Raw genomic sequence first — 21534 nt, forward strand, 5'->3', positions numbered from 1 at the left:
CCGCCGTTCCGGGCGCCACAGCACCGCGAGCGGCTCAACGGTCGGTCTGGGCGCAGACGCAGCCGGGGCGGATGACGCCTAGGCTGCAGCCGCAAATACCTGTCGGCAAGCTCATGCCGCTGGACCACGGGTTCAGTCGAGCAGGTGCAGGTACTGGCGACGTGCCTTCATCGCGTGAATCACAAGTTGGTGCCCCCTGTGCTGGGCTTCGACCGGAGCGGCCGTCTCGTTGTGACTCATCGTCATCCACAACTGCAAGGCGTGGGGGTTCATGTCGGGGTTCGCGCCAGATGGCCGCATTTGCACAGGTCAGAGGCCTGCCTGGTGTCCGGAGGGGGACTTGAACCCCCACGCCCGTTAAGGGCACTAGCACCTCAAGCTAGCGCGTCTGCCATTCCGCCACCCGGACAAGGGTGTGCGCCGACCACCTGAGGAAGGTGGGCAACGACGGGCAAGATTAGCACGCATCCGCTCCACATCCTTTACCCGTCCCGCCAGTCTGGTGGGTCGCCCGCAGCCAGCGCAGGATCGTCGGAAGCAAACGTGCGGACCGGACCCGGCGCGGTCCGCGGTCCCTCGAAGCGGACCGTCACCCGGCCGAGACCGCTGCCCCACACCCAGCCCGCGCCATACTCCTCGTGGTGCACGTCAGCACCTGGGCGCCACTCCACACCATCCGCCACCTCGGGCGTATGCCGACGCTCGGGGGGCTCCACCACCCGAGCGCCCCCCGGCAATGCACCGATGCTGTCGGGCACCTCCACCTCGGTGCTGATCGCGAGGTCGACGGCGAAGAGGCCCTCCCCCAGCTCCAGCTCCTCCTGCGCGTGCGTGGTCAGGCCAGAGACGCCGACGCCGAGCAGCCGGATGCCAGCGGACACGTCGATGGCGCCCAGCAGCCGTCTCGCCTGGCGCCCGATGACCGCAGGGTCGCCGGTCGCCCAGGGCAGGGTCCCCGAGCGCGTCACCTGGCTGAAGTCGTGCTGTCGCACCTTGACGGTGGTCGTGCGACCAAACAGCGCCGCCCGTCCCAGCCTGCTCGCGAGCCTGGCCACCAGCAGGTCCAGTTCGCGCTCGAGAGCCCCCGGGTCGGCGATGTCGACGTCAAAGGTCTCCTCCACCGACAGGCTCTTAGCCTCCCGCTGGCTCTCCACCTGGCGGTTGTCCTCGGCGCGTGCCAACCGCGTCAGGCTCGCACCCTGGGCGAGCCCGAAGATGGCGACCAGGTCGCCCTCGCTGACCCGCGCCAGGTCGGCGACGGTCTCCACGCCGAAGGCATGCAGGCGGGCCGCGGTCGCGGGCCCCACCCCGGCGATCGCCCGCACCGACATCGGTCCCAGCACCTCCTGCTCGGTGCCCGGCTCGATCAGGGTCATGCCGGCGGGCTTGTTGAGCTCGCTGCCGATCTTGGCCATCATCTTGGAGGTCGCGATGCCCACCGAGGCCGTCAGTCCGCCGGTGGCCACCTGGATCCGCTCCATCAGGTCCTCGGCCAGCGCGGCCAGCCCAGCGGGAGTCAGGTCGCGCGGAGGACCAGCGGCCAGGTCGACATACGCCTCGTCCACCGACACCTGCTCCACCACCGGGGACAGGTCGCGCAGCAGCTCCATCACCACCTGGGAGCTCATCCGATAGGCATCGAAGCGGCCACCCAGGAACGCCGTCCCCGCCGGGCACCGCCGCCGCGCCTCCGAGGTGGGCATCGCTGATCGGGCCCCGAACTTGCGGGCTTCGTAGGAGGCAGTTGAGACGACACCCCGCGGCCCGACCCCGCCGACCACCACCGGCCTGCCGCGCAGGGACGGCTTGTCCCGCTGCTCCACCGCCGCAAAGAACGCGTCCAGGTCCAGGTGCAGGACGCTGGACTCGCGGCGGGCGGGCGGCATGGGGCCACTGTCGCACAGCGCGCGGATAGGGTCAGACCGTGCTCGAACACGTCACTGCGATCCGCTATGTCACACCCCTGCGCGAGGGTGGGTCGATGCCCGGGGTCGTCGAGGGCAACGACCTGGGGACGTATGTCGTGAAGTTCCGTGGCGCGGGTCAGGGCCTGAAGGTGCTGGTCGCCGAGGTCGTCGTCGGCGAGCTGGCCCGGCGCCTCGACCTGCCCGTGCCGCGGATGGTCACCATCGAGCTGCCCCGGGCCATCGCGCGCTATGAGGCCGACGAGGAGGTCCAGGACCTGCTCAACGCCTCCCCCGGCACCAACCTGGGCGTCGACCTGCTCCCGGGCTCGCTCGGCTATGACGGCTCCCGGCCGCCGGCCCCGGAGCTCGCCTCACGCATCCTGTGGCTCGACGCGTTCACCGCCAACGTGGACCGCACCTGGTCCAACCCCAACCTGCTCACCTGGCACCGGCAGACCTGGCTGATCGACCACGGTGCGGCGCTCTACTTCCACCACTCCTGGCCGAGCAGGGCTCCTGACCCGCAGCGGTTTGTCCGGCAACCATTCATGGCCGACGAGCACGTGCTGCGGGCGATCGCGACGGACCTGGCCGGGGCGCACGCAGCGCTGGCGCCGCGGATCACGACCGACCTGGTCGCCGACGTGCTCGACCTCGTCCCGGATGAGTGGCTCGAGACCACGGACCACCTGCCGGACGCGCGGTCGGTGCGCGCGGCATACGCCGATCATCTGCTCGCCCGGGTGGAGACTCCTCAGGTGTGGCTGCCCGGAGGTGCGCGGTGACCTACGACTATCAATACGTCACCATCCGCCTGGTGCCCCGGATAGAGCGCGAGGAGTTCATCAACGTCGGCGTCGTGCTCTACAGCCAGGAGGCGGAGTTCCTCCACGGGGCCTTCCACCTCGATGAGGCCAGGGCCGCTGCGCTGGCCCCGGAGCTTGACCTGGAGTCGGTCCACGCCGCGCTCGAGGCCGTCTGCGGGGTGGCCGCCGGAGAGCACTCCCCCGCCACGCCGCGGCTGGACAAGCTCGGTCCCCGCTTCGGGTGGCTCAGTGCCCCGCGCAGCACGATCATCCAGCCCGGGCCGGTGCACGGCGGCACGACAGAGGACCCGGCTGCGACGCTCCAGCACCTGGTGCGCATCCTGGTGGCATGACACAGCACCTCAGCTGGCACCCGGTCAGCACGCGCCCAGACCTGCTCGCCGAGCCCGGCCGCACCGCGCTCGAGGGGTCACCACTCGCTGACTCTGTCCAGGTGGCCGCCATCGATCCTGACCTGGCAGACACGCAGGCGCTGGTGGACGCGACCGACGTCACCCTCGAGGAGTCGGCGAACTGCATCGTGGTGCTCGGCCGCCGGGGGTGAGATCGAGCGGGTCACCGCCGCCCTGGTCCTGGCGACGACGCGGGCCGACGTCAACACCACGATCCGCAAGTCCCTGGACGTGCGCAAGGCCAGCTTCATGCAGATGGAGCGTGCAGTGACCGAGACCGCGATGGAGTTTGGCGGCATCACGCCGGTCGGCCTTCCAGCGGACTGGCCGGTGCTCGTGGACTCGCGAGTGGTTGAGGCTGCCCGGGTCGTGATCGGATCCGGCATCCGTGGTTCAAAACTGCGGCTGCCCGGCGCTTCCGTGGCGCGTCTGCCCGGCGTCAGGGTGGTCAAGGGTCTGGCCCGCTGACCCAGCACTCACTCGCCATTATCATGGCGCGTCTCGATTTGCACTATTTAGTTCGTGCGCTGCGCGATCTGAGCCGCTAGGCTGCTGAGCGTCCACCTTGGAGTGGCCGTGACTGCTCCCACCCAGATGGGCACTTCCCACTGGAGGATCAGCATGACGAAAATTCGTTCGGGGCTGCGACTCATCGCAGTGTCCGCGGCGGTGGCTCTGGGCCTGGGCTCGGTCTCGGCGGCGGGTGACACGGAAGCTGAGGAGACGCTCCGGCTGCACCTGGGCAGCTACGGCACGTATTTCGAGTACAGCAACCACGGTGAGCCGATCAAACAGAAGATCACGACTCCGCATAAGAAGAAGAGCTGCCAGCTCATCGACGTCAACGGGCCGCTGGCGGCTCTCAGCGGCAGCGACTACGGGCCGGGCCTCAAGGATGGGGCGATCGGCATCAAGTCCGGCAACGACAACGGGACCCCGTGCTCCCTGGTTGACCCCACCGAGGACCTGACTCTCAGCCTGGGCGATGTGCCGGACGCTCTGCAGGTCGCGCTCGACCTGGAGCTCAAGGGCGATGTCCGGGTCCAGATCGTGCTGTCCCACGGCGGCGTGCCGGCGGGCACCTTCGAGGTGCGCTCAGGCGGGGGCATCGTGCCCGGTGAGGGAGTCGACGGCAGCACGAAGGCTCCCTTCACAGCGACCGCGACGACGGCTGAGCCGATCGCCAACTGCCTCAACGGTTCGGCGAGCTCCGGCATCAACGACAACTGTTATGTCACCATCATCCCGTTGGGACCGTTCGACGCCATCACGTTCAAGCCGCTCAGCGGGAAGATGTCGCTCGAGGGCGGCGGTGACTACGGCAAGAAGAAGGGCAAGGACTTCGAGACGGTCTTCACGCTGGTTGACTACGACGGTTGGCTGGGCTGCGACGACGAGACCAACTCCGTCACGATCGAGGAGAGCACCGTCTATGGCGACATCACCCGGCTGCAGAACACCGACGGCTCCGAGTGCGTTTCCAAGCCCTACAACATCGACGTCGACGTCACGGCGGACACGCTGAGCTTCGTGCCGCACGACAACCCAGGCGCCCCGCAGCCCTCTGCCTACCAGGCAACCCTGAGGTTCTCGCCCGAGACCGCAATGATCCCGTTCGCGAGCCTGTTGGAGTATGACCAGGATGACGACGGGCCACTGCCTTTCCAGATCATGCCCTGGTGCACTGGTGACCCCTTCGCGGGTGCGAACGGCTCGATCAACACCACGGTGATCCCCACCGGTGACACCTGGTGCGTCGTCAGCGCGTCCACGGACCTCGTCGGCGAGGGCGAGATCCGTACCACCTGGAACGTCGTCGGGATCGGCGACCCGAAGTTCCGCTGACCCCTCAGGCGGTGCGGACCACGCCAAGCTGCTGGAGGAATCCCTGGGACTCCTCCAGCAGCTCCCGCTTGCGGTGCGGGTCGACGGTGAGCTCAGCCTGGGTGAGGCACAACAGCGCCACCTCGTAGGCTAGGCCCTGCTCCCTGGCCTGCACCAGGCCGGCCTCCACGGCCGCGCGCGCCTCGTCCATCCGGTCGAGCCCGGCGAGGGCCTGGGCCCTGGTCCGCGCCAGTGAGCTGCCATAGAGCTCGGCCTCCCCACCCGACCGGCGCTCGATGTCATCGATGAGGTCGAGCGCCGCCTGCGGCTCGCCGTCCTGCACCTGGCCCCAGGCGATGAGGATGGCAGCCTCGATCGCCGACTGCACCTGGCCGATCTGTGTCGCCTCAGCTCGCAGCGCCAGCAGGGTGTCCATCGCGCCGTCCTCACGCCTGAGCAGGCGCAGGCGGCCCAGCTGGATCTCGGCGAAGATGGCAGCGTCGAGCAGCCCGTGGGCGCGCAGCACCCGGACGGCACCGACCAGCACCTCCTCGGCCTCCTCATAGCGGCCCTGGCTCACGAGCACCTCGCCGATGTTGGCGCCGCAGGTGGCGGCTTCGGCCTCGTTGCCGGCCCGCACGAAGGCGTCCTGGGCGCGAGCATAGAAGCCCAGTGCGTCCTCCCAGCGGCCCTCAAAATAGGCCTGCCCGCCCAGGTTATTGGTGACGATCGCGGTGCCGGCCAGGTTGTCGAGCTCCTCATAGATCTTCAGGGCCCGCTCGCCATACACCGCCTGTGCCGACTGGCCCAGCATGTTGTAGGCCGCGTCCAGCACCTGGTAGGACCGGGCCAGCGCCTCGCGCTCCCCCGACGCCTCCGCCTCGGCCATGGCCTGCGTGGCCAGCCGCAGGGCCGTCCGGGGATGTTCCTGCAGCTGCCGGATCTGGGCGTTCAGCGCATTCAGCCGTGCCGTCGCCCCTAGCGCCTCCCGGGTGCCCACCTCGGTGACGATGCGCCGGCCCATCGTGAGGTCGCGGTATGCCGTGGAGTAGGCCCCGGTGCGGGCACGGGACCGCGCTCGCTTGCGCAGCAGGTCGGCGCGGCGGATCGGGTCCTCGGGGACCAGCTGTGTTGCGCGGCGGAACGCTGCGACCGAGTCGTCAAACAGGCCCGCCTGCTCCAGGACGTCACCCAGCGCCTCCGCCACGTCCGCGACCACCCTGGGTGCCAGGCCGTCGATGTGACGCGCGGCCGTCAGCGCGCGCCGATAGAAGGTGGCGGCCGCAGCGTTGGCATAGATCTCTCTGGCGCCGTCGCCGGCCGTGCGAGAGTAGTCCCACGCCTCGGGCCAGCGGCGGGCCTGCGAGTAGTGGACGGACAGCAGCTCCGCCTGCAGGTCGGCCTGGTCCCCTGCGCTGGCGCAGATGGCGTCACCGACCTGGGCATGCAGCTCTCGGCGGGTCCTGAAGGGCAGGCCCGCATAGGCGACGTCACGGATCAGGGTGTGCCGGAAGCGGACCCAGCCAGACGGCTCGACATCGAGGAACTCCCCCAGCCGCCGCAGAGTCGTCACCTGCTCGCGCTGAGCTCCCGCCGGCCCGAGCACCGCCGGCGTGTGCTCCTGCCGGAACCCAGCGCCCAGGACCGCGAGCCGCCGCAAGATGTTGCGGTCAGCAGGCGGCAGCTTGTCGATCCGCGCCGCGATGAGTCCCTCCACCGAGTGCGGGAGCTGGTCCACGGCCGCGTCGGCGCGCATCACGTGCAGCAGCTCGAGCAGGAACAACGGGCTGCCGTCCGCCCGCTCCGCCAGCGTGTCCACCTGGCTGGTGAGCAGCGGCGAGCCTTTCGTCGCGGACTGCAGCAGCTCCCTGGCTTCGGTCACGCCGAGAGGGCTCAGTTCCAGCTGGGCCACGGCCGGGTGAATCGGCGACACGAATCCTTGCGCTCCTGGCTGGCGGCTGAGCACGACAAGCCAGGGCAGCGCGTCGATGCCGGTGATCAGTCCCTCGAGCAGGTCGCGGGAGGCCGGGTCCATCCACTGGGTGTCCTCGATGAGGAAGAGGGTCGGCTCCCGGCTGGTGGCCTGCAGCAGTGCGGCAACCGCTGCGAGGGTGCGCGCCGGCCGGAACTGGTCGTCCAGCTGCGCGACCTGGGGTGACTCTGGCAGGGACAGGCCCAGGGGTATGCCGAGGAGCGCGAGCCAGGGCTGCAGTCCCGGTGCCGCATGGCTCACCAGGTCGGTGAGATCGGCGGCCGTGGTCGCGGGGTCGGGGTCGTCAAGTCCCCACGCTGTGCGCAGCAGCGTGCGGAACGGGAAGTAGGGCGTGGCGGTCTGATAGAGGCGGCACTCAGCACGCACGACCCGCTGCGGCGAAGCCACTGCCAGCAGCTCCTGGATCAGTCGGGTCTTGCCCATCCCCACCTCGGCCGCGATCTCGACCACGCGCCCCTGGGACTGACCGGCGCAGGCCCAGGCAGCGGTCAGGACCGCCAGCTCGTCGTCGCGACCGATCAGGGGGGTGGCCGGCCCCTCCTCGCGCGCTCGGCTGCCCTCGGGCTCGCCGACGGCATAGGCCTGGACGGGAGCCCGTTTGCCCTTCACGAAGAACGGCTCGGGAGCCAGGACCTCAAAGGTCGTCCGCGACCCGTCGAGCACATCGCTGGTGGCATAGACCTCGCCAGCGGGAGCCTTGGCCATCACGCGGGCGGCCAGGTTCACGGCGTCACCCATGATCGTGTAGGTCCGGCGATAGGGCGGTCCGACGGACCCGGAGAAGACGTAGCCCCAGTTGAGGCCGATCTGCAGGGGGAGGTCCGGGGGCGCGTGGTTGCGGATGTCACGCACCGCCAGCAGCATCTGCTCCTCGTTGTTGCCGGCCGTGTCGGGCACCCCGGCCGTCAGGATGATCTTGCCCCCGTCCGGGGCGATGTCGGTGGCGAGGAAGGTGACGCCGTGCGTGTCGGCATACTCCTGCACGGTGGTGACCAGCTCGTCCAGGACGGCGGCGGCGTGCTCGGGGTCGGCGCGGACCACCCGGTCGAAGTCGCTGTAGTGGATGAAGGCGATGGCTGCCGGGCGGTGCTCGGGGTTGATGGCGTCGCTGAGCAGGGTCTGCCGCAGGCCTCGGGGGACGAACTCCTGCAGATCGACCTCGGGGCTCACCGCTGCGCGGAAGCCCGTCTGCTCCACGCGCGGTGCCCGACGCAGGAGGCAGCCGGGCCCGCTCCCGCCGCCGAGGCACGACCTGGGCAGCATCCGCGAGGTCTCCGGGCTGAGCAGGATCTGCGCGGCTGAGGCCGCGGCCTCCATCTGGACCGTGCGGGTAGCCGCCGGACCCGCCACGACGAGCTCTCGGTGCGAGCTGCCGACGAGGAAGAAGTCGAAACGGCCGCTGTGAACACCGACCGACATGCGGAGCAGCACCTTGCCAGCCGAGGTCTGGAACCCGCCGATCCGGCGCAGCTCGGCGCGCATGGCGTGGGCGGCCGCCGCGGCACGCAACTGGTGTCCCTCGCCGGTAAAGAGGAGCAGCTGGGCATCACCGCCAAACTTGATCAGGTTGGCGCCGAAGGTGTAGGCCGCCGGGAGCAGCCTGCCGAACGTGTCGTCGATAACGCCGGTGACCTCCTCGGCGCCCACGTTGCCGTGGCGTGCCAACCGCTCGGACATCTTGGTGAAGCCAGAGATGTCCATCAGCACCATGGAGCCGTCGACCGCTCGGTGCAGGCGTCCGGGAGCCTCCACGTTCCAATAGCGGATCAGCCTCGGCAGATAGGCCTGCAGCGGATCCACCACGGTGTCACCGGGCGATGTCATGGTGGCGTCATCAGAGGGAGAAGCGGTCGGCGCAGCTGGCACCGGCTGCCTGCGGGAAGAGGTCCACGCTCCGGGCGACGAGATCGTCCACGGCCGCATCCGAGCGCGACGGGTCGTGGCTGGCCATGAGCAGCTGTCCCGCGCCTGCCTGGCTGGCCATCGCGACAGCCTGCTCCCACGTGCTGTGGCCCCAGCCGCGCTTGGACTCGATCTCACTGGGGAGATACTGCGCGTCGTGGACGAGCATGTCGGCCCCCTCTGACCGGCGGACCAGCGCCTGGTCCGCGTCGGTGCCGGCCTCGTGGTCGGTGGCCACGACCACGGAGCGGCCGTCGTGGTTGAACCGATAACCCAGCCCGCCCTGGGGGTGGTTGAGCGGGAAGGTCGTGACCTCGACCTCGCCGATGTGGAACGACTCCGGGGCGCTGACGAACTCGATCTTCATGTCCGCGATCGGCACCGGGAACCACGGTGGGCTGATGGCTCCTGACACCGCACCCGCCACGTCACCCGGGCCGATGATCCGCAGGGAGAGGTCGCCCTGCCACATCGGGGCGCACATGGACAGCCCCTGGATGTGGTCCCAGTGGTAGTGGGTCAGGACGATCGTCACGGTGGTCCCGGGCTTCGAGATCTGTGGCACCAGCAGCCGCAAGCCGGTGCCCGCGTCGATGATCGTCACCAGGTCGCCCTCGTCGTGGTGCAACGAGTAGCAGGTGGTGTCACCGCCGTAGCGCGCGAACTCCGCTGTCCCCACCGGCATCGAACCACGAGCACCGTGAATGTCGAGAAGCATGGAGCTGCCTTCCTGGATGCGAGTCGCTGGCAGCCAATCTAGACCTGAAAGCCCCCGTCGTGGGGCAGTTCTCCGGTCTCAGTTGTGAGTTGGCACTGCAGCGCCCAGAACGCGACCGCGCTCGCGGCGGCCACGTTGAGGGAGTCCACGCCCCCGGTCATCGGGATACGCACTGCCAGATCGGCCTCCGCGATGGTCCGCGCCCCCAGTCCGTCACCCTCGGTCCCGAGCACCAGGGCCAGTCTCTGGGGTGGGGCGGCGGCCAAGGCGCCGAGCTCCACACCGTCCTCGCGCAGGGCCAGGGCAGCCACCGTGAAGCCAGCTTCCCGGAGGGTGTCCATCCCCGCGGGCCACGGTTCGATGCGGGTCCAGGGGACCTGGAAGACGGTGCCCATCGAGACGCGCACCGACCGGCGATAGAGCGGGTCTGCGCAGTGTGGGGTGACGAGCACGGCGTCGACACCGAGGGCCGCGGCTGAGCGGAAGACGGCTCCGACGTTGGTGTGGTCGACGATGTCCTCCAGCACCGCCACGCGACTGGCACCGGCAAGGACCGCGGCGACCGTCGGCAGGACCGGGCGCTGCATCGCGGCCATGGCACCGCGGTGCACCCGGAACCCGGTGACCTCCTGCGTCACCGCGGGGTCCATGACATAGACGGGAACCCCCTCGGAGAGCGCACGCTGCACCAGGTCGGCCAGGTCGGTGACCCAGCGCGGGGTGAGCAGGAGTGAGCGGAGCTGGTGGCCAGCGTCTAGTGCGCGCGTGATGACCTTGGCGGACTCGGCCAGATAGAGACCACGTGCCGGCTCGAGCACGCGGCGCAGGGCCACGTCGGTCAGCCCGACGTAGTCGCGCACGCGCTCGTCGTCAGCGCTGTCGACCCAGGTGACGCCGGCGGGGAGGTCGGGCCTCGTCATACGAGCAGCACCACGATGGCCACCACGCCGATCACCACGATCGTGGCGCGCAACAGCCACGCCGGCATCATGCGGCCGACCCGGGCGCCGATGAACCCTCCGGCGAAGGACCCGACCGCGATGAGCAGGACCACCGTCCAGTTGACCTGCGCTGGGTCGACAATGACGAAGACCATGGCTGCGGTGAAGTTGACGATCACGCCCAGGAGGTTCTTGATGCCGTTGATCGCCTGGATATGCACCGGGAGCAGCACACTCATCAGGCCGACCAGCAGGATCCCCTGCGCCGCACCGAAATAGCCGCCATAGGCACCTGCGACCAGCACCCCCGCGATGAGCGCGACGAGGCGACCGGTGGTCAGCTCGTCGGCGTGCTGGCTGGCCGCCCACCGGCTCAACCGAGGCCCGAGGACCACCAGGAGCAGGGCCAGGGCGATCAGCACCGGGACGATCGCCTCGAAGGCTGACTCGGGCAGCACCAGGAGCAGGAGGGCTCCGATGACTGACCCGACCAGCGAGGCCGGCGCCAGCTTCTTGACCAGGTCCAGGAACGGGGCCACCTCGCGGCGATAACCCCACGCCCCTGAGACGCCGCCGGCAACTAGCCCCAGGCTGTTGGAGATGTTGGCGGACACCGGCGGATAGCCGAAGAAGAGCAGCGTGGGGAAGGTGACGAGTGTGCCCGAGCCGACGATGGTGTTGATCATGCCGGCCCAGACGCCGGCGAGCAGGATCGCCCCGACCTCCAGCGGACTCATGCGGCGCGCGCCAGCCAGCGCTCTCCGTGCTTCTCCACCACGAGGGGCAGGTCGAAGGTCGTGGACAGGTTCTCCGCGGTGAGAGTCACCTCGAGCGGCCCGGCGGCCACGATCCTGCCCTCCCGCAGCATCAGGATGTCGGTGAACCCGGGCGGGATCTCCTCCACGTGGTGGGTCACCAGGACCATCGCGGGAGACTCGAGGTCGAGCGCGAGGACCGAGAGGCGACCGACGAGCTCCTCGCGGCCACGCAGATCCAGGCCCGCAGCCGGCTCGTCGAGCAGCATCAGCTCGGGGTCGGTCATCAGGGCACGCGCGATCTGCACACGTTTGCGCTCACCCTCGCTGAGCGTGGAGAAGCGCCGGTCCGCCAGCTGCGAGACGCCCATGGTGCGCAGCAGCTCGTCGGCGCGCCCGGTGTCCATCACGTCATACTCCTCGCGCCAGCGACCGGTCACCGCCCACGACGCCGTGACGACGACGTCGCGCACCACCTCCTCGGGCGGGATCCGCTCGGCCAGGGCTGCGCTGGCCAGGCCGATCCGCGGGCGCAGGTCAAAGACGTCAACCGTGCCGAGCACCTCCCCGAGGATGCCCGCCACACCGGTCGTCGGGTGGATCCGGGCAGCCGCGATCTGCAGCAGGGTGGTCTTGCCCGCGCCGTTGGGGCCGATGACCACCCACCGCTCCCCCTCTTCCACCGACCAGTCGATGTCGTCGAGGAGGGCGTTGCCGCCACGGCGCACGCCGACACCAGCAAATTCGAGGACGTCGCTCATGTCGAGCAAGGTTAGTTGCTCGTCCCGGCCTACGATCACCGCATGGCAGACCTGCCGGCAAGTGTCCGCGTCGCGCTGTGGTCCACAGCAGCGCTCGCGGGTGGCCTGGACCTCAAGGAGGTCCCCCACCGCGCGATGCCGGACCTTGACCACGTCGAGGGTCTGCTGCCCCAGCTCTCGCTGTGGCGGGACCTCGGTGAACGCCTCGTGCTGGTGGCCCTGCCGCGCCCGGGTGACCTGACGAGTATGCCGAGCGGCCCAGCGGCACTCGTCGCTGCGGCGACCGAGGCGGAGGAGCTGGTCTATGTCACGGGGCTCGGCGGCGCGCTGGTGCCCGACATCCGCGAGTTCGGGCCGGAGGGCGACCAGGGCTGGGAGGCCAGATGGACCGCCTATGACGCCGACCCGGTCCCGCAGCACGTGGTCCAGCAACTGTCGCTGCCCGACGTGGAGCTGCAGCTGCGCCGCGAGATCGGGGCGCTCACCAGCGAGCTGGGCAACGCCCCCGGCCAGCCGCTGAGCGGCCACGGGCTGGAGAACGCCGTGCGCGAGGGACTCGACACCGACTGGGGCCTGCCTGACAACCTGCCACCACGCGCGGTCCGGGTGGTCGAGCTGGCCGGTGCCATCACCGGCCTGGCGGCCGCAGGACTCGATCACCGCCTGCACAGCGTGGACTCCAGCTCGACGCTCCAGCGTGAGCAGATCCTGCGCAGGCTGCACGACCACGCGTCGCATGCGCTGGTCGCCGCGGTCAACGTCGCGGCCCTGCACCTCGCCGGCTGGCGCTAGCCTTCCCGGGCCCGCGCGCCACCCACGCTCGGGCAGGGGGTCACCTCAGGACCAGCCGTCGACCACCGAGCGATAGACCTCAAGGGTGCGGTCGGCGATCGAGCTCCAGCTGAAGTGCTCCACCGCGCGAGCTCGTCCGGCCGCGCCCATCCGCTCGGCCCGCTCCGGGTCCGAGACCGCCTCATTGATGGCAGCCGCCAGGTCGGCGACGAACGTGTCGGGGTCGGTCGGTGTGCCGGTGCCGTCGGTGACCTGGTCGATGGGGACCAGCCACCCGGTCTCCCCGTCCACGACGACCTCGGGGATCCCGCCGGTCGCCGTCGCGACCACGGCCGCTCCGCAGGCCATCGCCTCAAGGTTGACGATGCCCAGCGGCTCATAGACGGAGGGGCACAGGAAGACAGTGGCGTGGGAGAGCACCGCGATCACCTTGTCCCGGGGCAGCATGTCGCCGATCCAGGTCACGCCCCCGGCGCCCGGTCCGCGCCCGTCGCGCAGCTGGTCGACCAGGGCGATGACCTCGTTCTTGATCTCCTCGGTGTCCGGCGCCCCCGCAAGGAGGACGACCTGGACCTCGGACGGCAGCTCGGCCAGCGCACGGAGCAGATAGGGCAGGCCCTTCTGCCGGGTGATGCGCCCCACGAAGACGACGCTGGGGCGATCCGGGTCCACGCCCAGCTCCTGAACCGCGGCACGCGCCTCTGCCGAGGTGTTGCGCTGCCAGAGCTCGGAGTCGATGCCGTTGTGCACCACGTGGACTCGGTCTGGGTCGATGTCCGGATAGCTTGCCAGGATGTCCTTGCGCATGCCCGCAGACACCGCGATCACGCCGGCGGCCGCCTCATAGGCGGTCTTCTCCGCCCACGAACTGACCCGATAGCCGCCGCCCAGCTGCTCGGCCTTCCACGGGCGCATCGGCTCCAGGCTGTGGGCGGAGATGACATGGGGTATGCCGCCGAGCAGGCTGGCCAGGTGGCCGCCCATGTTGGCGTACCAGGTGTGGGAGTGGACCAGGTCGGCGCCCTCGGTCACCACGTCGGAGGCCATCGCGACATCGACCCCGAGGGTCTTCAGCGCGGCGTTGGCCGACGTGAGGTTCTCCGGTGTCGGATAGCCGGTCGTGTCGGCCTCGTCGACCGGTTCGTCGAAAGCTCGCACGGAGACGGTCAGGTCGGGCAGCTCACGCAGGGCACGAGTCAGCTCGGCCACGTGAACACCCGCTCCGCCATAGATGTTGGGTGGGTACTCACGAGTCAGGATGTCGATGCGCACAGTTGCAACGCTATCCCCTGTCGACCAAACGCGCTCGGGCCTCTAGGTTGGGGTCATGGTCTCAAGAACGGGAAGGCTGAAGGTTCTCGCCATCGTGCTTGCGGGAGGTGAGGGCAAGCGACTCATGCCGCTGACTGCCGACCGGGCCAAGCCGGCCGTTCCGTTCGGGGGCAGCTATCGACTCATCGACTTCGCCCTGTCCAACATCGTCAACTCAGGGTGCCTCAAGGTCGTCGTCCTGACGCAGTACAAGTCCCACAGTCTCGACGCTCACATCACCCGCACGTGGCGCATGTCCAACCTCCTGGGCAACTACGTCGCTCCGGTCCCGGCGCAGCAGCGGATGGGCAAGCACTGGTTCGCGGGCAGCGCCGACGCGATCTATCAGAGCCTGAACCTGGTGCACGACGAGAAGCCCGACATCATCGTCGTGGTCGGCGCCGACCACGTCTATCGCATGGACTTCTCGCAGATGATCGACCAGCACATCGAGACCAAGGCAGGGGTGACGGTGGCCGCGATCCGCCAGCCGCTGAGCCTGGCCGACCAGTTCGGCGTCATCGAGGTCGACGACGCCGACCCGCGCCGCATCGGTGCCTTCCTCGAGAAGCCGAAGTCAGCCAAGGGTCTGCCGGACGCCCCCGACGAGGTGCTCGCCTCCATGGGCAACTACGTCTTCGACGCCGACGTCCTCGAGCGGGCCGTCCGCGAGGACAGCGACCTCGAGGACTCCGCCCACGACATGGGCGGTGACATCGTCCCGGCCTTCGTCGACCGCGGCGAGGGCTATGTCTACGACTTCAAGGACAACGACATCCCCGGGGCGACGGACCGGGACCGCGGCTACTGGCGCGACGTCGGGACCATCGACTCCTACTACGACGCCCACATGGACCTGGTGTCCGTGCACCCGATCTTCAACCTCTACAACGACCGTTGGCCCATCTACACCAACTACGGCTCGCCGCCCCCGGCCAAGTTCGTGCACGGGTCGCACGACCGGGTGGGGCACGCCGTGGGCTCGGCCGTCTCGCCAGGCGTGGTCATCTCCGGCGCCACCGTGGCCGACTCGGTGATCTCACCAAGGGTGCACGTCCACTCCTTCAGCAACGTGTCCCGCTCGGTGCTGCTGGACAACGTCGAGGTCGGTCGCAGCTGTCAGATCCACCGGGCCATCATCGACAAGGGTGTGCGGGTCCCGTCCGGGGTCAACATCGGGATCGACCACGAGGAGGACCGCGCCCGGGGTTTCACCATCACCGACAGTGGCCTGGTCGTCGTCGGCAAGGGGACGGTGATCGAGGGGTGAGCCTGCGGGACTGCGCGCAAGGGCTGTGCGGACCACGGCTGCGCACGCCATAGAGTGCTCCCCATGTCCACGCACAACGGTTCCGTGCCGGGCTCCGCCGAGCCGTCATCCCAGGAGCACACTCGCCGGACCCTCCTTGTCATCGGTGGCGCCGAGGACAAACGCCGGCGCACCCTGGTGCTCAAGCGGTTTGTCGAGCTCGCCGGCGGACGGGAGGCCCGGATCGTGGTCATCCCCACCGCCTCCTCGATGGCCGAGGAGGCTTTTGACGTCTATCAGTCGGTCTTCGGGCGACTGCGCTCCCGCGAGGTCTCACTGGTCAACCCGCAGACCCGCCTCGAGACCAGCGAGCCGTCCCTCGCCGAGGCGATCGACAACGCCACCGGGGTCTTCGTCACCGGCGGCAACCAGCTCAAGCTCGGTCAGCTCATCGTCGGCACCCCTCTCCACGAAGCGATCACCCGCGCCTACCACCGCGGAGCGGTCATCTCCGGCACCTCCGCGGGAGCCTCGGTCCTGAGCCAGTTCATGATCTCGATGGGCGAGGAGGGCGTGGCACCACGACAGCGGGTCTCGCAGCTCAGCGCCGGCCTCGGCCTGCTGCCTGGCGTCATCCTCGACCAGCACTTCGGCCAGCGCACCCGTTATGCGCGGCTGCTGTCCCTGGTGGCTGCCTCACCCAGTCTGCTGGGAGTCGGCATCGACGAGGACACCGCAGCTGAGATCGTCGACGAGCGCTCCATGACGGTCGTCGGCTCCGGCGCCGTCTATGTAGTGGACGCCCGCGCCGCCGTCAGCGACGCGCACGAGGCGCGACACGCCGCTCCGCTCATGGTGTCCGGAGCCGTGGTCCACTCACTGCCCTACGGTGCGCACTTCGATCTCGGCGCGGCCCAGCTCCTCGACTTCCAGGAGATGCACCCCGAGGTGGCTGTGGTCACCTCCCCCACTGACGCGCACGACACCGCCAACGCAGCCGCCGCGCTGCGCCGCTGACCCGGACCAGGAGGCCCACATGACGAAGTCCCCGAGCCCGAGCGCCCCGGCCGCGCCCGACCTGCGGATCGTCGAGCAGCGGGTCTATCGCGGTCCCAACATCTGGAACTACGAGCAGGCGATCCACCTCGTCGTGGACCTCGGGGTCCTTGAGGACTATCCCTCCAACACCCTCCCCGGGTTCACCGACCGTCTCATCGAGTGGCTGCCCGGGCTCCAGAACCACGTGTGCTCCCGGGGCAAGGCCGGCGGGTTCATCGAGCGGCTCCGGGAGGGCACCTGGGTCGGTCACATCAGTGAGCACCTGGCCCTCCAGCTGCAGAACGAGGCGAGCCACGACCTGCGCCGTGGCAAGACCCGTGCGGTCCGTGGCACACCTGGCCACTACAACGTCATCTATGCGTATGTCGACGAGCGGGTCGGTCTGGCCGCGGGCGAGCTCGCGGTCCGGATGATCAATGCTGGCGTCGCGGCGGACGAGTCCTTCGACTTCGAGACCGAGCTGGATGACTTCCTGCGACTGGCCCAGCGCACCGCGTTCGGTCCCTCGACCTCGGCGATCCTCGAGGAGGCCGTGGCACGCGACATCCCCTTCATCCGGCTCAACAACGCCTCGCTGGTGCAGCTCGGGCAGGGCGTGCACGCGCAGCGGATCCGCGCGACGATGACGTCCAAGACCGGCGCGCTAGCGGTCGACATCGCCGGCGACAAGTCGCTGACCAACACCCTGCTGTCCTCCGCCGGGCTGCCGGTGCCGCTCAGCGACACCGTCCGCACCGAGGACGGCGCCGTCATGGTCGCCAAGAGCATCGGCTACCCCGTCGTGGTCAAGCCCCTCGACGGCAACCACGGCCGCGGCGTCGGGATCAACCTGCGCAACGAGGCCGAGGTCCGCGCCCACTTCCCGGTCGCCGCGGAGCAGTCGCGACGCGCGATCATGGTGGTCGAGTCCTTCATCACCGGCAACGACTATCGCTGCCTGATCGTCGGCGGCAAGATGCAGGCCATCGCCGAGCGCGTGCCGGCCCACGTGATCGGCGACGGCAACCACACCGTCCAGGAGCTCGTGGAGATCACCAACGCCGACCCGCGACGAGGCGTCGGCCACGAGAAGGTGCTGACCCGCATCGCGCTCACCGAGGGCTCGGAGGCGCTGGTCCGCAACCAGGGCTTCGCGATGGACGACGTGCCCCCGGAGGGCACCATGGTCAAGCTCGCGCTGACCGGCAACATGTCCACCGGCGGCATCTCGGTCGACCGCACCTTCGACGCGCACCCGGAGAACGTCGAGATCGCCGAGGAGGCCGCCCGCCTGATCGGCCTGGACGTCGCCGGCATCGACTTCATCTGCCCCGACATCTCGGCACCGGTGCGCGAGACCGGAGGCGCGATCTGTGAGGTCAACGCGGCCCCCGGCTTCCGGATGCACACGCACCCGACGGTCGGTGAGCCGCAATACATCGCCAAGCCGGTGGTCGACCTGCTCTTCCCGCCCGGCACGCCCTCGCGCGTCCCGATCGTGGCGGTCACCGGCACCAACGGCAAGACCACGACGTCGCGGATGATCGCGCACATCATGAAGGGTCTCGGCCATCAGGTCGGCATGACCTCGACCGACGGCATCGTCATCGACGAACGTCTGGTCAAGCGTGCTGACGCCTCCGGACCGAAGTCGGCCCGCATGGTGCTGCAGAACCCCCGCGTCGACTTCGCCGTCATGGAGGTGGCCCGCGGCGGCATCCTGCGCGAGGGGCTCGGCTATGACCGCAACGATGTCGCGGTCGTCACCAATGTCAGCGCCGACCACCTGGGCCTGCGCGGCATCGACACCCTCGAGCAGCTGGCGGCAGTCAAGCGGGTCGTAGTCGAGGCGGTGCCTCGCAACGGCTTTGCCGTCCTCAATGCCGACGACCCCAACGTGCGCGACATGCGGCGGCACTGCAGCGGGAGCATCGTCTACTTCTCGATGCAACCTCCAGGCAGCCCGGAGCGGCAGTTCATCGACACACGCCTGCGACGGGGCGGCCGCGCCGTGGTCCTGGAGCCCACCGACCGTGGCGAGATGATCGTGATCAAGCACGGCCGCCGCTCGATGCAGCTCGCGTGGACCCACCTGCTCCCATCGACCTTCGGGGGTGCCGCCCGCTTCAACATCGCCAACGCGATGGCGGCGGCCGGGGCCGCCTTCGCCGTCGACGTGCCGCTGCACGACATACGACAGGGTCTGCGCACCTTCGCGACCAACTACTACCTCTCCCCCGGACGTCTCAACATGCTCGACGTCAAGGGCATCAGCGTGGTCGTGGACTACTGCCACAACCCGGCCGGCATGCGCGCCCTCGGCGAGTTCGTGGACAACTATGCGACCCAGAAGGAGGCCTCCGTCGACAACGCCCGGATCAGCAGGATCGGCGTCATCGGGGGCACCGGCGACCGTCGCGACGACGACCTGGCCGAGCTCGGTGCGGTGGCCGCGCGCTACTTCGACGTGATCGTCGTGCGCGAGGACGATAACCCCCGCGGACGGCCCCGCGGCGAGAGCGCCGAGCACGTCCTGCGCGGCATCAACGAGTGCATCGCTGCTGGCGAGGCACGCACCCGGCACGTCGACACCGTGCTGGCCGAGGTCGACGCGGTCCGCCACGCCATGGTGCTGGCCAACCCCGGTGACCTCGTCATCGCCGCGGTGGACAAGCACGCACGGGTGCTCGCCGAGCTGGAGGAGATGAGCAACTCGGCCTATGCCGGCTCACGCGCCGACGAGGAGCGCACCGGTGACCCGGACCTCGACCCCGTCGAGCTGAACGAGGCGGCGGCAGTGTCGGCCGAGGAGGCCCGCAGCGACTACACCGATCTCGAGCCGGAGACGGCCGAGCCGGAGGAGCTGCTCCCGCAGACCTGAGCAGGCACGCGCTTGGCAGACGTCAACTGACAGCCGACCTCAGCTGGCGGGCTGCGTCGCGCGCATCTCCTCGGCGAGGGCACGCAGGGCATCGCGCTGCGGGGCGTCGTCGGTGCTGGTGGCGTGGGTCATCAGATAGTCGATGAGGCGGGCTACTCCGGTGCCAGCGCGGCCGGCGTCCACGTCCAGGAGGCTCTGCAGTGCCACCACAGCAGCGCTGTCCTCGCGTTGGACGGCGACCTCGTTGACGAGCTGCTCGGCCTCGTCCTGACGGCCCAGGGCGCGCAGTCCGCTGGCCAGTGCCACCTGGGCCCGGAAGCGGTGCGGCTCGCGCAGGCGGGCGCCGAGCGCCTCGGCATACCTGGCCATGGCCTGCTGGGTCTGCCCGGCAGCGTCAAGCGCCGCCGCGACCTCGAAGACCAGCCGCGGGTCGTCAGGCGTCTGGTCCAGCAGGTTGCGGGCCGCCTCGACCCGTTCCGCCGGAGGCTGCTCCTGGATGGCGGCGAGGACCGCCTCGAGCTCGTGCTCGCCACGGGCAGCCACGACCTTGCGGCGGATCTGTCGGGCGGTGTCCTGGTGCGCCCCGTGCGCGCGCAACCACTCGACCACGTCAGCCCGGTCGGCGTGGACCATCAGGGCGCCGACATCACCGTCGGCCATGTGCTCGACCATGGTGGCGAGGCCGTCCACCTCGTTGTCGGAGGAGCCGGTCGCGACAGCGCCCACGTTGGCCAGGCCCTGGACGAACTGTGCCTCCAGGTCCTCGGTCGTCCGCCCCCGCAGATAGTGGCCCTTGTGGACGATGTGGACGCGGTCAACCCGCCGGCCGGCGATCTCGCCCAGGCCGATCAGGATCTCATCGGTGCGGTCCCCGACACCGCCCAGTCCGAGGTGCACCCGGTCGCCGGGCGGTCGCAACCCCTCGGCCACGTTGAGCAACGCCTCGAGGCCGGCCTCGTTGTGGGCCGCGTCGATGATCATCGTCGCCTTGCCACCAGACGGCAGGGGGACGGTCCAGACATTCATCCGGCCCGGGTTGTGCTCCAGGTCGGGGGTGAACGTGCGCAGGCCCTCCACCACGGCGTCTCGGGACAGGCCGAGCCCCAGCGCCCCGGCCGTCGCGGCCAGCGCGTTGGCGATGTTGTGCTCGGACAGCCCGGAAAGAGTCATCGGCACGTCCAGGATCCGGATCAGCCGGTCCGGGTCCGCACCGCGCCGCAGGATGACGATGTCGCCCTCGAGCACCGTCATACCCCGTCCCCCACGGTCCACCGTCTCGCGCAGGGCCGGCGAGTCGGGGTGGAGACTGAACATCCAGATCCGACCGCTGGCGTCGTTGGCCATCGCCCGCACCCGCGGGTCGTCTCCGTTGAGCACCACCCAGCCGTCCTTGCGGGTGACGCGGGTGATGATCGCCTTGACCTCGGCCAGCTGGTCGACCGTGTCGATCCCCTGCATCCCCAGGTGGTCGGCAGTCACGTTGGTCACGATGCTGACGTCGTTGTGCGAGACACCCATGCCCTTGAGCAGCAGTCCACCACGTGCCGTCTCGAGCAGCCCCAGCTGGACCGACTTGTCCTGCAGCACCATCCGCCCGCCCGACGGACCGGAGTAGTCCCCGGGCTGGATCAGCTCGCCCTGGATGAACACGCCCTCGGTCGAGCTCCATCCGCAGCGCTGGCCGGCCGTCATGCCCATGTGCGCCAGGAGGCGGGTGGTGGACGTCTTGCCGTTGGTGCCAGTGATCGAGGCCACCGGGATGCGCGGCCGCATCTGGGTCGGTGCGGTCTGGTCTTCTGCGGAGCGGACGAGCTGGGCCGCCGAGGCGAGCAGCTCGTCGGCATCCTCGCCGTCGAGCAGGCCCTGGAGCACCGGTCCGAGAGCCTCACCGAGAGCGACTGCGCGCCCACGGTGGCGCCACGGGAAGGCGACGATCACCGCATCCAGGGCGGTCCCGACCCGTCCACGGACCCCGACCCGACTGGGCACGCCAGCGGCGATCCTGCGCAGCAGTGTGCCGGCCAGGCGGCTCAGGAAGCGCTGGCGCTGCTCGGTGTGCGGCTTGCCCGGCACCGCCCGGCGCAGCCCGACCTTCTCGGCGAGCTCGGCAGCGGTGGTCCCGTCGAGGGCCTGGTATCCGGGGAGGGAGAGGCTCACCTTCACCGAGGGCCGCGCGAAATACAGGTTCGGGCCCTCGAGGAGGCGCACCTCGGTCACCTGGACCGTGGACACTTCGGTCATCG

The 21534-nt window shown here is 69.6% G+C and carries 17 protein-coding genes and 1 tRNA gene; 9 read left to right on the forward strand and 9 right to left on the reverse strand.

Annotated features, from left to right (window positions below):
• Positions 1–322: 322 nt before the first annotated feature.
• Both NF557_RS09400 and NF557_RS09405 read right to left on the reverse strand, forming a co-directional pair.
• A tRNA-Leu gene (locus tag NF557_RS09400) sits at positions 323–409 on the reverse strand.
• A 73-nt stretch (positions 410–482) separates the two neighbouring features.
• Complete coding sequence (locus NF557_RS09405) at positions 483–1886, reverse strand: DNA polymerase IV (protein ID WP_252618948.1); 1404 nt, start codon at positions 1884–1886, stop codon at positions 483–485.
• 38 nt (positions 1887–1924) lie between these two features.
• On the opposite strand from NF557_RS09405, the gene NF557_RS09410 reads away from it, so the two are divergent.
• The 5 genes from NF557_RS09410 (at position 1925) to NF557_RS09425 (ending at position 4971) form a co-directional block, all read left to right on the forward strand.
• A complete protein-coding gene (locus NF557_RS09410) occupies positions 1925–2692 on the forward strand; it encodes a HipA family kinase (protein ID WP_252618950.1) in 768 nt (255 codons plus the stop codon).
• The gene (locus NF557_RS09415; RefSeq protein WP_252618952.1) at positions 2689–3066 is read left to right on the forward strand and encodes a DUF3037 domain-containing protein; all 378 of its coding nucleotides are present in this window, start codon (positions 2689–2691) and stop codon (positions 3064–3066) included. Before NF557_RS09410 ends, NF557_RS09415 begins: the two co-directional genes overlap by 4 nt.
• Complete coding sequence (locus NF557_RS17720; RefSeq protein ID WP_306255099.1) at positions 3063–3278, forward strand: YbaK/EbsC family protein; 216 nt, start codon at positions 3063–3065, stop codon at positions 3276–3278. The genes NF557_RS09415 and NF557_RS17720 overlap by 4 nt, the downstream gene beginning before the upstream one ends.
• Before the next feature lie 73 nt (positions 3279–3351).
• Positions 3352–3594: a YbaK/EbsC family protein gene (locus tag NF557_RS17725; protein ID WP_342454520.1), complete on the forward strand. Its 243-nt coding sequence runs from the start codon at positions 3352–3354 to the stop codon at positions 3592–3594.
• Positions 3595–3702: 108 nt separating this feature from the next.
• Positions 3703–4971 (forward strand): hypothetical protein, encoded by a 1269-nt coding sequence (locus NF557_RS09425; protein ID WP_252618953.1) that lies wholly within the window; start codon positions 3703–3705, stop codon positions 4969–4971.
• A gap of 4 nt (positions 4972–4975) precedes the next feature.
• Here the strand turns inward: NF557_RS09425 and NF557_RS09430 are convergent, their stop codons facing one another.
• The 5 genes from NF557_RS09430 to NF557_RS09450 are packed head-to-tail and all read right to left on the reverse strand — an operon-like array spanning position 4976 to position 12020.
• Positions 4976–8767, reverse strand: coding sequence for an adenylate/guanylate cyclase domain-containing protein (locus NF557_RS09430; RefSeq protein ID WP_252618955.1), 3792 nt, complete (start codon positions 8765–8767; stop codon positions 4976–4978).
• A gap of 10 nt (positions 8768–8777) precedes the next feature.
• Entirely contained in the window at positions 8778–9563 is a 786-nt protein-coding gene (locus NF557_RS09435) for an MBL fold metallo-hydrolase (protein ID WP_252618956.1), read from the reverse strand.
• Positions 9564–9601: 38 nt separating this feature from the next.
• The gene (locus NF557_RS09440) at positions 9602–10483 is read right to left on the reverse strand and encodes a TrmH family RNA methyltransferase (RefSeq protein ID WP_252618958.1); all 882 of its coding nucleotides are present in this window, start codon (positions 10481–10483) and stop codon (positions 9602–9604) included.
• A complete protein-coding gene (locus NF557_RS09445; RefSeq protein ID WP_252618959.1) occupies positions 10480–11241 on the reverse strand; it encodes a sulfite exporter TauE/SafE family protein in 762 nt (253 codons plus the stop codon). The genes NF557_RS09440 and NF557_RS09445 overlap by 4 nt, the downstream gene beginning before the upstream one ends.
• Positions 11238–12020, reverse strand: a complete 783-nt coding sequence (locus NF557_RS09450; protein ID WP_252618960.1) for an ABC transporter ATP-binding protein — start codon at positions 12018–12020, stop codon at positions 11238–11240. The genes NF557_RS09445 and NF557_RS09450 overlap by 4 nt, the downstream gene beginning before the upstream one ends.
• 42 nt (positions 12021–12062) lie before the next feature.
• Here NF557_RS09450 and NF557_RS09455 point away from each other — a divergent pair, with 42 nt between their 5' ends.
• Complete coding sequence (locus tag NF557_RS09455; RefSeq protein ID WP_252618961.1) at positions 12063–12812, forward strand: hypothetical protein; 750 nt, start codon at positions 12063–12065, stop codon at positions 12810–12812.
• A 45-nt stretch (positions 12813–12857) separates the two neighbouring features.
• Here NF557_RS09455 and glgA read toward each other — a convergent pair whose 3' ends face one another.
• Entirely contained in the window at positions 12858–14084 is a 1227-nt protein-coding gene (gene glgA, locus NF557_RS09460) for a glycogen synthase (protein WP_252618963.1), read from the reverse strand.
• A gap of 55 nt (positions 14085–14139) precedes the next feature.
• Here glgA and glgC point away from each other — a divergent pair, with 55 nt between their 5' ends.
• From glgC to cphA, 3 genes are all read left to right on the forward strand, one after another.
• Entirely contained in the window at positions 14140–15393 is a 1254-nt protein-coding gene (gene glgC, locus NF557_RS09465; RefSeq protein ID WP_252618964.1) for a glucose-1-phosphate adenylyltransferase, read from the forward strand.
• Between the two features lie 63 nt (positions 15394–15456).
• Positions 15457–16389, forward strand: coding sequence for a cyanophycinase (locus NF557_RS09470; protein WP_252618965.1), 933 nt, complete (start codon positions 15457–15459; stop codon positions 16387–16389).
• Between the two features lie 19 nt (positions 16390–16408).
• The gene (cphA, locus tag NF557_RS09475) at positions 16409–19291 is read left to right on the forward strand and encodes a cyanophycin synthetase (RefSeq protein WP_252618967.1); all 2883 of its coding nucleotides are present in this window, start codon (positions 16409–16411) and stop codon (positions 19289–19291) included.
• A 39-nt stretch (positions 19292–19330) separates the two neighbouring features.
• On the opposite strand, the gene NF557_RS09480 is transcribed toward cphA, so the two are convergent.
• Positions 19331–21532 (reverse strand): tetratricopeptide repeat protein, encoded by a 2202-nt coding sequence (locus NF557_RS09480; protein ID WP_252618969.1) that lies wholly within the window; start codon positions 21530–21532, stop codon positions 19331–19333.
• Positions 21533–21534 lie beyond the last annotated feature (2 nt).

The organism is Ornithinimicrobium cryptoxanthini, from assembly GCF_023923205.1.
GTDB classification, from domain to species: domain Bacteria; phylum Actinomycetota; class Actinomycetes; order Actinomycetales; family Dermatophilaceae; genus Ornithinicoccus; species Ornithinicoccus cryptoxanthini.